Below are 13,504 nucleotides of genomic sequence, written 5' to 3'. Positions count from 1 at the left end.
TCAGTATATCCTACTCTTTCTTGCTTTTCGTACCATGCTTGTGTTCTGACATGGAGAGCTTTATTGTAAACTAATCTTACACAGCCCAAAGTGCGCCGCAATAGCGACTCTTGTTCTGGTGTGGGGTAAAATCGAAACGAATAGGCTTTTTCCATGTCTCACATTTTAGCATATATTTGGTAAATGCGCTAATATTTAACAGTAAAGCCGTCGTAGAACGACGGGGTTTCAGACCCAAAATTTTCGATGATCCTCAATCAAACCAAGAATTCCGGTGCAAATGTTGAAAACCCTGCACATCAGTTAAATTGTATTGTAGGGGCGTGATGGTGATAAAATTCTCGCCAATAGCGCGCACATCCGTAGGCACTTCTGGGGGTAAATGGGTATAGTCCGGTTGTTCGATATCTTCCACTACTTCCCCAATTAACCAGTAATAACTTTTACCTCTAGGATCCAGTCTTTTCTCGAAGGTTTCTTCGTAGCGTCGCAATCCTTGCCTAGTGATTTTCACCCCCTTGATTTCGCCACTACTAACCGGCGGGACGTTAACATTGAGTAAAGTGGGAATAGGAAAAGGGTTAAGGGCAACTTTCCTGGCTAAAGTGAGGGCAAAATCGGCGGCCGGTTGGAAATCACAGGCTTTAAAACTAGCCAGACTAAAAGCAATACTGGGAATACCCTCGATTAAGCCCTCCAGGGCTGCGGAAACCGTGCCAGAATAGAGGATATCGGTGCCGAGATTAGACCCGTGGTTAATGCCAGCTAAAACTAAATCGGGACGCTCTTTCAGGACGGCACTAAGGGCAAATTTCACCGAATCGGCGGGAGTTCCCGAGCAGGACCAAGCAATCACATCGGGATGAAAAATTCCTTCCACCTGTTCGGCCCGGATGGGATGGTGTAAGGTTAAGCCATGACCGGTAGCAGAGCGCTCGCCGTCGGGACAAACTACGGTGACTTGATGGCCCGCAGTAGCGAGGGTGTTAGCGAGGGTGCGGACTCCTAGGGCGGAAATGCCGTCATCGTTACTGATCAGTAGTTTTAAAGGGCGATCGCTAGTCATAGGAATTTCTGATCTACTGCATCGGCTAGTGGTATAATATAATAGTATTTTATTGTGGGTACGTAGCTCAGAGGATAGAGCACCAGGTTCCGGTCCTGGGTGTCGGGGGTTCGACTCCCTCCGTACTCGTTCAGACAACAGGAGTCAGTATTCAGGAGACATCTCCAGAAATCAGGCTAGAAGCCTGATCTACTGGGCTAAAATCTTGATTATTGGAGATGTCTATTAGTCCACAGTGCGACGAATTTGCAGACAACACCATTCTTGACGTTTCCACAGGGCAGCCACTGTCCAGCCTTGGGGTTCTAAAATATCTGTAACTGCTTGTGCTTGGGTGACGAGGATGCCGCTTAAAATTCCCCAAGTGGTGGGTTTTGCCAGACGGGTGATTTCGGGCATTAAAGCGATAATTGTCTCGGCTAAAATATTACAAACGATGCCATCGACACCATCGGGAATTAATTCTAATAACTCCTCGACACTACCCTGATTAATAGCTAAATTTTCGGGGTTAATTCGGTTGAGATGGCGATTACTGTGCGTCGCGTTCACCGCCAGCGGATCTGTATCAACAGCATAAACTTTTTTGGCTCCTAATAAAATCGCTCCGATCGCCAGTATGCCAGAACCACAACCGATATCAGCGATAATTTTATTCTCTGGATTGCTACTTAAACGCATTTCTAGGGATTCTAGACATAATTGGGTGGTGGGGTGCGTTCCCGTGCCAAAAGCGGAACCGGGGTCAATTTTAATCACCAATCTCTGGTTATTTTCGGGGGGATTTAACCAAGCAGGACAGATCAAAAAGCGATCGCCGATCTCGCTAATTTGCCAATGTTGTTTCCAACTGCTGGCCCAGTCTTCCTCGTCTATTAACTGCCAATTGGTGACAGGTTCAGGAAAACCTAAAATCAAAGCATCCTGCTTTAACCAGAGGCTTAGTGCCTCTAAATCGGGCAATTGCGCTTTAATTTCTGGTATATAGGCCTTAATCTCTAAAGAGGATTGTTTTTTAGCCGTGGCCGTTCCCGAACAGCCAAAATTTTCCAGTCTCCAGAAAACCGTTTCTTCGAGACTAGGTTCGCACAAAACCGTAATTTCCCACCAACTATTAGACATATATTCAGTTATCCGTGATCAGGGATCAGTTATCAAATTTGAGTTTTCAGTCAACAGTATTAAGTGGCAAGTTCGGAGCTTTCTTTTCACTTATTACTGTTTACTGATTACTGTTTACTGATAACTGATTTAATCTAGAGTTTTACCGTGTAAGCATCACGGATACCGGGGACTTTAGTAATTTCCGAGAGAAGACCTTCTGGTAAAGGATCATCGAGACTCAGGGCCATAACTGCGTCACCGCGAATAATTTTGCGTCCTACCTGCATACTGGCGATATTGACATTAAAACTGCCTAAAAGTGCGCCAATTTTGCCGATAATACCGGGCATATCTTGGTGAAGGGTGAATAACATATGATTACTCGGTGGCACGTTAATGGGGAACTCATCGAGGTCAGTAATGCGGATTTCTCCCGTACTTAACAGCGCTCCGGTAACGGAATGGGTCCCCATAGAACCATTAGCTTCCAAATGAATCGATCCCGAATAGTCGCGGGTGGAAGCATCCCGGGTTTCGATTACCCGGATACCGCGTTCCTTAGCTTCGATCGCCGCGTTAACATAGTTTACCCGTTCCCGGAGGGCTTGGGAAAGTAAACCCTTAATTGCCGCTACCACCAGAGGTTGACTGTCTTTAGTGGCCAATTCTCCCTGTAAACGGACATTTAACGAGTCACAGCGACCTCCTGCCAACTGACTGACGAGATTCCCCATAGTTTCCGCTAATTGCAGGTAAGGGCGCAGTTTTTCCATAACATCAGGAGTTAGTCCGGGGATATTAACGGCCGAACGCGCTGGCAAACCGAGGAGGACATCGCGAATTTGTTCGGCCACATCAATAGCCACATTAACCTGTGCTTCCGTAGTCGATGCGCCTAGGTGGGGAGTGAGGATGACGTTAGATAATTCTCTTAATCTAGATTCGCCTAAAGGTTCCTGTTCAAATACGTCCAAGGCTGCCCCAGCGATTCTACCGGATTCGAGGGCTTCAATTAAAGCCAACTCGTCGATAATGCCGCCTCTGGAACAGTTAATGATGCGGACTGTGGGTTTCATCTTAGCGATGGTTTCCCGACCGATGAGATGCTGGGTTTCGGGAGTTTTCGGGACGTGGAGGGTGATAAAATCGGACTCGGCAAAGAGTAGTTCCAGATCCACCAGGGTGCAACCGAGTTGATCGGCGCGTTCTTTGGAAATAAAGGGATCGTAGGCGAGAATTTTCATGCCTAGGGATCTGGCAACGGCGGCGACGTGGGAGCCAATTTTACCTAAACCAACGACTCCTAGGTTCTTTTTATAAACTTCTGTGCCGATAAAGCGATTTCTTTCCCATTTATTCGCTTTTACCGACTGATTGGCATCAGGAATATGACGGGAGAGGGATAACATCATGGCCAAGGCGTGTTCGGCAGCGGCGATCGTGTTACCTTCGGGAGAGTTAACGACAATAATACCCTGACGAGTGGCCGCGGGAACATCGATATTATCGACTCCTACCCCTGCGCGGCCGATAATTTGCAGTTTGCTGCCCGCTTCGACGATTTCTTTGGTGACGCGGGTACTGGAACGGAGCATCAGTGCGTCGTATTCGGGGATAATTTGAATGATTTCCTCGGCGGATAGTCCTGTTTTCACGTCCACTTGGGCAACCTGTGACAGAATTTCTACTCCTACCGGATCGATCGAATCGGATACCAGAACTTTGGCCATAATCTTTATAACGTGCTTTTTTCAGTCTACGGGCAAATGCTAGACCAATATTCGGGTCTAGCCGCAATAGCCCATTTTAGAAGCAAAGGGTGCAGTCTATGGCAAAATTAGCGAAAAGATTTTAGGTTGTCCTTCTCATTGTCGTCCATGGTGTTGATTTCAGCCTCTTGTCTTTGTCATACTAAATCCTGTTTAAAAAGTATAGGAGAGAAGGGATGGGGGATGGGGGATAGGGGATAGGGGATAGGGGATAGGGGGGAAACAATCCATAAATGGGTTTTTAAAGTTAGATCGGCAGTTAATCACAGGATTAAAAACGGATTTAGTGTCACTGAGATATTGCTAATTTAATCACGGTGGCGATCGAGTTTTGCGCTTCTTTTTCTAAAGCTTTTTCTAGGGCTGCCATTGCTTCTGTTTGACAATTTCTATGATGTTTAAATAGTAGAGAAAAAGCCAAAAACCTCCGTTATACTTAACGGAGGCTGGTTAATTAATTAACAATTTTCGGCTACAATTTCGCCCCACATTCAGGACAGAATTTATTATTCCAACTGTTAACCGCGCCACAACTGGGACAATCGAGCATTTCACAACCCTTGGTGACAATTTTCGGTAAACCAATCATACGGGCATTACTTTGGCCAGGGGCGACCATGGGATAACAATTTTCGTCTTTAGTCACGATCGCATTGACCAAAACTGGACCTTCATGGGCCAACATTTCGGCAATTTTTGCGGCTAATTCCTCTCGATGGCGAATAGTAATCCCTTTAATGCCGTAAGCTTGGGCTAACAGTTCCACATCTGGCATTCCCACTTCCATATTGGAATTAGAATAACGTTGCCCATAGAAAGCTTCTTGCCATTGACGTACCATACCCTGCCAACCATTATTAATAATAATCGTCTTGGCATGAATATTAAATTGACTTAGGGTGCCTAATTCCTGTAGATTCATTTGGAAACTGGAATCACCACTAATACAAATGACCTCCTCATCGGGAATGGCCACCTTGGCCCCCATAGCAGCGGGTAAACCAAAACCCATCGTCCCCAATCCCGCGCTAGAAATCCAACGTCGGGGTCCATTTTTGAGGAATTGGGCCGCCCACATCTGATGCTGGCCCACATCGGTGGTATAGTAGGCGTGGGGTGCTTGACGACCCACCTCAACGATCACTTCTTGGGGGGAAAGTCTGCCTTCCGGTCGAGGTACTTGCAGGGGATAATCTTGTCGCCAGCGCTCAATCTTGGCTAACCAAGCTTGGGTGCGATCGGAATTAGTGGGATAATCAAATTCTCTGGCTTTTTGGAGTATTTGTTCTAAAACTACCCGCACATCCCCGACAATCGGCACGTCAGGGGCGCGATTTTTGCCCACTTCGGCGGGGTCTATATCCACATGGATTACCTTAGCTTTCGAGGCGAATTCGTCCAATTTCCCGGTTACTCGGTCATCAAAACGAGCGCCGACGGCAATTAATAAATCACACTCGGTCACGGCAAAATTAGCGTAGGCAGTGCCGTGCATTCCTAACATTCCCACTGAGAGGGGATGATGTTCATCAAAAGCACCGATCCCCATTAACGTGGTGGTGACGGGTAACTGAAAACGCTCGGCAAACTCGGCAATTTGGGCGTGGGCATTCGCTGCGATCGCACCGCCACCAACGTACAGTAAAGGTTTTTCGGCGGTTTCCAAGAGGTGTAAAGCGGCCTCGATTTGACGGCGATTGCCCTTAACCGTGGGACGATAACCGGTTAGTTTCACATCTCCTGGTTCGACGGGGATATAATCGCATGGTTCTAAACCGACATCTTTGGGAATATCGACTAAAACCGGTCCCGGTCGTCCTGTACTGGCGATATGGAAGGCTTCAGCGACGATTCTCGCTACTTCGCGGGCATTTCTCGCCACATAGGAATGTTTAACAATCGGGAGAGTAATACCATAGATATCGGTTTCTTGGAAAGCATCGGAACCGATGGCCGCCCTACTCACCTGACCGGTGATAATCACCATCGGGATGGAGTCCATGTGTGCGTTAGCGATGCCTGTCACCAAATTGGTCGCCCCGGGGCCGGAAGTACCGAAACAGACTCCCACTTTGCCGGTGGCCCTAGCGTAGGCATCGGCGGCATGGGCGGCCGCTTGTTCGTGGCGAACTAAAATATGTTGTAATTCTCCCCGTTCTTCAAAGCGGTAGAGTTCGTCATAGATGGGTAGGATCGCACCACCGGGATAACCGAAGATGTGCTTAACACCATGACGTTTGAGACTGTCCATCAAGGCATAAGCACCAGAACAACGCTGGGGAACCGTTGTTAAAGAGTCATTGGGCTTGGGAAGTGATGAAACCACAGGGCAAACCGTCCAATTTCTAACTAGAGGGATAATTGCAATTCTGTTGCCTAGGATGCAACTGGAAAAATAGCAAAATTGATAACCTTATACTTTTAGTGTATTCCATCTCACCTTTTTGGCCGCAGTTTTTTTTCTTTTTGCATCTTACCCATGCAATATCTGGGGAAGTGGGGAAGTGGGGATAAGATGATAAATATTGGTGATTTCACCTGATCTTGACTTAGCCCGGTAGTTTTATGAATAGTCTTTTGATTACGGCTACGGATACCGATGCGGGTAAAACCGTTGTCACCACTGCTTTAGTGGCTTATTGGCAAAAATACTATCCGTCGAAGGCCCTGGGGTTGATGAAATTAATGCAAACGGGTCAAGGCGATCGAGAATGGTATGAGGGTTTATTTCAGGGTCAATTAGAAATGATCACACCGCTGCAATATCAAGCACCCTTAGCGCCTCCTGTGGCTGCTGATTTGGAAGGTCGAGATATTCCTTTAGGGACAGTGTGGCAAGCTCTGCTGAACCTACAAAAAAGCCAAGATTTGGTTTTAATTGAGGGTTTAGGGGGTTTAGGTTGTCCTGTCACCCACGAGCTAACTGTGGCGGATTTAGCGGCTCAATGGCGGTTAAAAACTCTTTTAGTGGTGCCGGTGAAATTGGGAGCGATTTCCCAAACGGTGGCTAATATTGCCCTAGCAGAGCAGAAAAAGGTGAATTTGGGCGGAATTATCCTTAATTGTCTCGAACCGCGCACTGAGACGGAAATAGAGCAGTTAACACCGATCGATTTAATTCAATCCTTGACTAATTGTCCAGTTTTAGGTGTTTTTCCCTTTATCGAAGATCGTCGGGATTTGGATAAATTGGCCTCGGTGGTAGCTAGTTGGCCGGAAATTAAGCTGTCAAGCATTTAAATTGCTTGGGCCAGACGAGGCAAAAGGCAAAACGGAGAATAAATTAGGGTAATTCCAGATATTCTTGTTCTGTTAGTGCAAATTCTGGATCAATGATTTTTACCTCACTATATGTCAGTTGATAGAGTTTGTAAACTAAGTGATCAATCTGCTTTTCTAATTCGCTTGTATCAGCAGTAGGATCGTCTTTTTTAGCGGCGAGAATTTTGTTGACAAGTGCAGTGATGTCGATATATTCGTGCTTATATTTAGGAACTGGAAAAGTTGATAGAGTTTTAGTATTTATTTTTGGAAAAGCAGTTCTGTCTAAATTTACATTTTGAGACTTTAGCACAGATGCACAAAGCTTAGAACAAATAATTGCTAAATAAAATTTAACATTTAGCGTGTTATTTTTGGGCTTTAATGTAATAACATCTGTGTTACAGATTATCGTATCATCTACACAAGTTGCATCTAATGTTTTTCTTGAAAAAATTCTTTGAATTAATATTCTTTCACCTTCAAATATTGAAATCGAGCGTGGTGCGGCTAAATTTTCTCCATACTTTACATAGTAGCTATCAGTTTTAAGTCTGTATCTTTGGATATCCCTAGCTCGTAATAATTGAATATAACTATTATCTATTTTTAATTCAGATTCATAAATTCTATTTTTAGCATCATTTTTAGTTTGAGGAGGATTTCCTTTTCCTATCTCATATAACTTTGCTCCGAATTTCAAATCAAATAAAGAACCTATTTGAGTTTCTGCATTAATTTTAATTTTATCGTTGAATGATATAGTTAATTCTTCATCTAAAGCTGAAACAGTAATCTTTTGGTCATAGCTCCAATGAGAAAGCATAACTGCTTCCAATCTTTCATTAATTGTAGAGATATTACGATCAATACTACAAATATGTATCTCATCATTATTTGGTTCTTTTTTTGAAAACAAAAGTAATGTTTCAACTACGGCACTTTCAAAAATATTATATACATTTACTATATTGGTTGTTCGATTTTCTTCAAACAAGAATTTTCTCAATTTTTTGTCATATTTAGTTGTTAACCAATAATTTGGAATTATTAAGCCAAGAAAACCTTTCTGGTTCAATATTTTTATGCCTAACTCAGTAAATATCCCAAAGGTATTAATTTGATATTCTGTAGTCTTGTAATGTTCATAATATAAAGCTTTCTCTTTTTCATCTAGATTTTTTGACGGTACATAAGGAGGATTCCCAATCACCACATCAAACCCAACAAAATCCCCGTCATCATTTAACACTTCGGGAAACTCAAACCGCCATTCTAAAGCATTCTCATATAGCCTACCGCTTTCAATATCTGCAATTTCAGCAGTTAGCTTATCAATCTCATTATTTAACTTAGTAACTTTTTTCTCCCGCGCTTTTTGCTCCGTCTTAGTCTCCTCAAACAATAAACCCTGATTTTCCAGATTATAAAGCTCCCCTTGTAATTGACGTAACTTCACCTTCTTAGGATCACCAATTAATAAATTAGCACTAAACCCAGCTTTAATCTTAGCAATCAGCGTTTCCATCTGCCGCTTTTGTCCCTTAGTTTCTGCATTGCGATAAGTCTGTACAGCATTGCGATATTGCTCAATACTAAACTTCTGCTTCTGTAAAACCTGTTTAACATCCACATCCAAAGCAAAGCGACTAATCAAAGAATTACCACACTTGATATTAATATCAATATTTGGCAAAGTTTCCAAATTGCCATCTTCTCGATAATAAGCATTCTTTAAAAGCTCAATCCATAACCGCAAGTGACAAATCGTCACGGAATTAGGATTAATATCCACCCCAAATAAACACCCCTCGATAATCGTCTGTTTCTCATGAAATAAGGCTTGCTGTACCCGTTGCTTTTCTTGGTTATGGGGATGATAAGCAAATAAATTCCCCTCATCATCGTAAACCAGTAACTTATCATTTCGCACCTCTACCCGATAATCTTTTAAGGACTTACCCGAACTATCTAATAAAACCCGTAACTCACTCTTAATCGCAATTATCTCATTTAAAGCCGAAACTAAAAAATGTCCCGAACCCACCGCCGGATCACAAATCTTTAGACTATTAATAATAGTATTCGCCTCTTTTTTATCCTCAATTCGTTCATACAAATCATCTAAAGTTTGACAATTCCAGCCTTTTACTTCATTAAACTTCTGCACGATCGCTCGTCGTATTGTTTCCCGACACATATACATGGTAATAAAACTCGGCGTATAAAAAGAACCATCTTTATAACCATTAATCTTTTCAAAAATTAACCCCAACACCGAAGCATTAATTAACTTTTCGCTATCTTCTTGAGGATTTTCTAACTCATCTCGATCAAATTTATAAGCATCCAAAAACTCAAACAAATAAGCCAAAGAATTCAACTCATCTACTCGCTTATTACCCCGATTATCTTTTAGCACCGTCGCTGTAAAAATGGGTAAAGTTCGCTCCCGCAAATTGCCAATGACAATCGTTTGCTGTTCCGTATCCGTTGGCTCAAATAGCGAACTATTCAAATAAGGTACATGAGCAAAAGTCGTTTTAACCTTAGCCTCGCGCTTATTTGTCTCCCTGGCTAACACATCAAAAAACAAACTATCGAGATCATCATAACTGGGAACTTTCGCCAAATTCAGAAAGGCAAAATCTCGATCGCCTTGATGATATTTAATTAACTGCGCTTCCAATAATTTGAGAAATAAAACCCGATTAATCCAATTAATTGATAACCGCAACGCCACATTAAAAAGCCGTTCTTCATCCGTAGTTCCAAACTCTTCAGGATTTTTTAATTGTGCAATTTTATCTAAACTATCCAACCGACTAATCGCATTTTCAATCAGTGAACCATCACAGCGATCGCCTTCTTTCATTCGTCCGATTAACTTTTTCCCTTTATCCTTAACTTCTGTCAAACCAATAATATACAAAAGCTCATTATAAAAAGGCTTATTTAAAGTATTACTGTCATTAACAAAAGGTAACTTAAGTAAATGCTCTGGCGAAAGAATCTTGTAAATATCCAGCAAATCTAAATTTTCCAGTTCTCGCAGATCAAAATGAGTAAACTTAATTTGCTCAATAACTTTAGTGATGGCTGGTTCTGCAATTTGTTGATAGAAAAAATCCGTTTTCGTACTACTCAGTCTCCCTTCTTCAAAATCGCAAAACTGGTTAACTAGCGCCTTATTAGCAAAAAATAACTCCTCAAAAATCTTCCCATCGAAAATAAACCACTCATAAATATTTGTCACGATCAAGTGTTTAATATCAAGATTTTTATCCGTCACCCTTTCGCGGAGAAAATATAAAACTAACTGCTGAAAAGCCTTAGTATTGAGATGATCCAGTCTTGGCATTTCTGCATTTATTGTCCGAGTAGGCTTCTTCGTCTCAAAAATGATTCCCACTGGACTTTTAACATCCTGGTTATTATGAATCACCAGATCAATGCGCTCTTTTGTATTGATAAAATAGCGATCAGTATAATAGGTATTTTTCAAAAAATCTATCAGCAAATTTTTATTAAACTCTTCAGACTTTTTGCTGTCACATTGCTCCAACAAGCGCGCCAAATTAGCTTTAAAAACCTGAATTGTTTCAGCATCAGGCTTAATTTTTAAGTACACCCGATTTAAGGCTTGCTTGAGTTCTCGCTTATTGACAATCATAAAAGTTTACCTCTAGGGAAACTAACGACTAATTTTATTATAGCATTGCCAAATGATCGGTTAAAATAGAAGAGCAAAAGTTGCAATCGAGGTCAATCCGTCGAAGCAAGGAATTTCTAACAGCAATGGGTCAAGAATCCCCCGTCACAGCCTAACTTGACGGGGGGAGTATGTCACTGTTGCAATGCTTTTAAGAAGCGTCCCATAGTGGCAAATAAACCGGACTTTTTGGCTTTATTAGCAGGATTAGAACTATCATTAGGAGTATTACTAGAAGCTTTCAGAATCAGATTTTCTAAAGCTTCGCCCATGGGTTTAGTGGATTGTTCAGAAATTAACTCGTAACCGTTTTCTTTTTCTAGCCAAACTTGCCACAAAGAGGGATAGGAACGATAAACGATCGCTGATTCCAAGGGACGAAAATAATAACAACTTTCTAGGGTACTTAAAAATCTTTCTCGCAATTGTCGGGCCGCGTAACCGATACCTACTACCGATACATCTTCCAATTGGGGAATCAGAAGAACCACGGGGCGCTCTTCGGCAAGGTTACAGAGTTTTTCTACGGAATTAATCTCGACCGAGGAGGGACAAACAACTAAAAAAGCTTCATCTTCGCGCTTAATTTTGTTTTCGATGGGAATAAAACGACTACCTAAATCTCCCAGTTGAAAAACTGTTTCTCCCCAATCCCGTCGAGCTAACATGGCGGCCCCAGTATCGGGAAAAATTACCCTTAAACCAGAACCATAACTGTCAAAAATAGAGCTAAAATCAAGGGCTAAAGCTTGCGCTTGTAGAGCAATTTCTGGGATAACTAATTCCACTTGTACGCGTCTAGCTCCCGATTCTAGAGCCAGTTGGGTGGCGGCTTTTGCTTGCAGGATTGTTTCTTCTAGGGAATTGGGTAGGGTCATTTCAGTTATCAGTTATCAGTTATCAGTTATCAGTTATCAGTGACTACCACTGGTCGTCGGTGGCTTAAAATCAGAAAGATTTTAATTTTTATCCTCTTGTTCTTGACCATAAAATTAAGTGATATTGACAGATAAATTTAGATGAAGTATGACGGGATTTGGCATCATCCCCAGCATTAAGATAACTCCTATAAAATACTTTTAGTTTTTAAGAAGAAATTCGGTAATTTGGGAAAAAAAGGTGAGGAGAGAAAGCTTAGGAAAGCTGATAGGAGCCGTGACGTTGGGCATAATAATCGAGAATTGCCGTCACCAAAGTGCGATCGCTTTCCTGAAAAGCCTCGGTATAGTTAATTTCTAGACTACCGATCTGACTTTGGTGATAATCGAATTGTTGGAACTGCTGGGGAGTGAGGTGGGTTTCGACCCCTTGAACCTGTTCTAAATGACTGGCTAACTCCCGATAGATAGCCAAGGGCATTCGCGGATAAATAATGGTTTGTTTTTGTTGAATAGCAATCGATCGCACGGGTTTTACTCTCCTGATTCGGAAACATTATAGCTGATCGAGGCTTGCGGTGCGGCGGCGGGTTCGGGGACACCATCGCCTAAACGACGGGTAATAGTTTGACCGCGTTGTTCTAAGACAATATAGGGGTTATCGGGATTAGTATCGATCGCTTTAACTAAAATTAAACCATTAGAGAGGGTAGAACCGGGGATAACTCGACGTTCCGTGGCTTCTCCGGGGGCTTTCACGATCGCCATAGGAGTGCTAGGTAATTGGACGATGCCCGATACTTGCACTTCTTCTGCTTCCGTCAGTTGCGGTGGTGGTGGCGGCTCTTTCACTATCGGTCGTCCGGGGGTGGGACGATTGCCCCCTGCTGCGGCTGCGGGGGTGGGACGATTGCCCCCTGCTGCGGCCGCGGTAGCCGCCGGAGTCCCAGCTGGGGGTTTTTCTTCCTCTATAATCGTAATATTTGGCTGTAGGGGAAAGGGGGCAAAGGGATCGCTGCGACCGCGATTAATTTCCGCCCGTTTTTGGTCAGGATCGGTAGCAGGAATCAATCCCGCTACCCTTGGGGTGGTTGGTTTGGTAGCCGGTTGCACAGCACCGCTAAAGGCGGGTGGTTGGGCAGCCGGGGGACTAGGAGAGGGGGTGGGGGTTTCTTGGGTAGGCGGTGGGGATTGATTAGCTTGGTTAGAAGCTGGACATCCCACCAACAATAAAGCGACACTCCCCACCGATAGGATTAGCGGCAATTTTTTCATCGAAAATTTGGGTCTGAAACCCCGTCGTTCTACGACGGCTTTACTGTTAAATATTAACACATTTACGAAATATATGCTAAAATGTGAGACATGGAAAAAGCCTACTCGTTTCGATTTTACCCCACACCCGAACAAGAGTCGCTATTGCGGCGCACATTGGGCTGTGTGAGATTAGTTTACAACAAAGCTCTCCACGAACGAACACAAGCTTGGTACGAAAAGCAAGAAAGAGTAGGCTACGCTCAAACTTCTTCAATGCTAACCGATTGGAAAAAACAAGAAGAATTAGAGTTTTTAAACGAAGTTAGCTGTGTACCTTTACAACAAGGGTTAAGACATTTACAAACAGCTTTTACTAACTTCTTTGCTGGTCGTACTAAGTATCCTAACTTTAAGAAAAAACATCAAGGAGGAAGTGCCGAATTTACCAAATCTGCTT

At 43.0% G+C, this 13,504-nt stretch carries 12 protein-coding genes and 1 tRNA gene; 3 read left to right on the top strand and 10 right to left on the bottom strand.

The annotated features are described in order from the left end of the window. Window positions 1-155: helix-turn-helix domain-containing protein (locus IM319_RS07515; protein ID WP_287735175.1), on the bottom strand; the 155-nt coding region annotated here is incomplete at its 3' end. A 98-nt stretch (window positions 156-253) separates the two neighbouring features. Next, window positions 254-1,066 (bottom strand): 5'/3'-nucleotidase SurE, encoded by an 813-nt coding sequence (gene surE / locus IM319_RS07510; RefSeq protein WP_287735173.1) that lies wholly within the window; start codon window positions 1,064-1,066, stop codon window positions 254-256. A gap of 56 nt (window positions 1,067-1,122) precedes the next feature. Between surE and IM319_RS07505 the strand changes: the two genes are divergently transcribed. Further along, window positions 1,123-1,195: transfer RNA gene (locus IM319_RS07505), tRNA-Arg, on the top strand. A gap of 96 nt (window positions 1,196-1,291) precedes the next feature. On the opposite strand, the gene prmA is transcribed toward IM319_RS07505, so the two are convergent. From prmA to ilvB, 4 genes are all read right to left on the bottom strand, one after another. Then, complete coding sequence (prmA, locus tag IM319_RS07500; RefSeq protein ID WP_287078137.1) at window positions 1,292-2,188, bottom strand: 50S ribosomal protein L11 methyltransferase; 897 nt, start codon at window positions 2,186-2,188, stop codon at window positions 1,292-1,294. Between the two features lie 134 nt (window positions 2,189-2,322). Beyond that, window positions 2,323-3,900, bottom strand: coding sequence for a phosphoglycerate dehydrogenase (gene serA, locus IM319_RS07495; RefSeq protein ID WP_002784892.1), 1,578 nt, complete (start codon window positions 3,898-3,900; stop codon window positions 2,323-2,325). Between the two features lie 328 nt (window positions 3,901-4,228). Continuing rightward, window positions 4,229-4,360, bottom strand: a complete 132-nt coding sequence (locus tag IM319_RS07490) for a hypothetical protein (protein ID WP_287078135.1) — start codon at window positions 4,358-4,360, stop codon at window positions 4,229-4,231. Between the two features lie 51 nt (window positions 4,361-4,411). Beyond that, window positions 4,412-6,265, bottom strand: coding sequence for a biosynthetic-type acetolactate synthase large subunit (ilvB, locus tag IM319_RS07485; RefSeq protein WP_286824863.1), 1,854 nt, complete (start codon window positions 6,263-6,265; stop codon window positions 4,412-4,414). A 239-nt stretch (window positions 6,266-6,504) separates the two neighbouring features. On the opposite strand from ilvB, the gene bioD reads away from it, so the two are divergent. Next, window positions 6,505-7,179 carry a dethiobiotin synthase gene (gene bioD, locus IM319_RS07480; protein WP_286824862.1) on the top strand — a complete coding sequence of 225 codons (675 nt, stop codon included), beginning with the start codon at window positions 6,505-6,507 and terminating at the stop codon, window positions 7,177-7,179. A gap of 43 nt (window positions 7,180-7,222) precedes the next feature. On the opposite strand, the gene IM319_RS07475 is transcribed toward bioD, so the two are convergent. The 4 genes from IM319_RS07475 to IM319_RS07460 all read right to left on the bottom strand — a co-directional run bounded on the left by IM319_RS07475 (window position 7,223) and on the right by IM319_RS07460 (window position 13,065). Continuing rightward, on the bottom strand, window positions 7,223-10,873 hold the full coding sequence (locus IM319_RS07475) for a DUF7149 domain-containing protein (protein WP_287735171.1): 3,651 nt from the start codon (window positions 10,871-10,873) through the stop codon (window positions 7,223-7,225). Window positions 10,874-11,046: 173 nt separating this feature from the next. Further along, complete coding sequence (locus IM319_RS07470) at window positions 11,047-11,790, bottom strand: DUF1995 family protein (protein ID WP_287735169.1); 744 nt, start codon at window positions 11,788-11,790, stop codon at window positions 11,047-11,049. A 256-nt stretch (window positions 11,791-12,046) separates the two neighbouring features. After that, window positions 12,047-12,319 carry a hypothetical protein gene (locus tag IM319_RS07465; protein ID WP_287735167.1) on the bottom strand — a complete coding sequence of 91 codons (273 nt, stop codon included), beginning with the start codon at window positions 12,317-12,319 and terminating at the stop codon, window positions 12,047-12,049. 5 nt (window positions 12,320-12,324) lie between these two features. After that, window positions 12,325-13,065, bottom strand: coding sequence for a hypothetical protein (locus tag IM319_RS07460; RefSeq protein WP_287735165.1), 741 nt, complete (start codon window positions 13,063-13,065; stop codon window positions 12,325-12,327). A 90-nt stretch (window positions 13,066-13,155) separates the two neighbouring features. Between IM319_RS07460 and IM319_RS07455 the strand changes: the two genes are divergently transcribed. Beyond that, window positions 13,156-13,504 (top strand): RNA-guided endonuclease InsQ/TnpB family protein (locus IM319_RS07455; protein ID WP_287735164.1); only part of this gene is annotated, 349 nt, incomplete at its 3' end.

Source organism: Microcystis sp. M113S1, from assembly GCF_020246945.1.
GTDB lineage: Bacteria > Cyanobacteriota > Cyanobacteriia > Cyanobacteriales > Microcystaceae > Microcystis.
The sequence above is the reverse complement of the archived record's forward strand: the minus strand, read 5'-3'. Positions and strand labels throughout refer to the sequence as shown.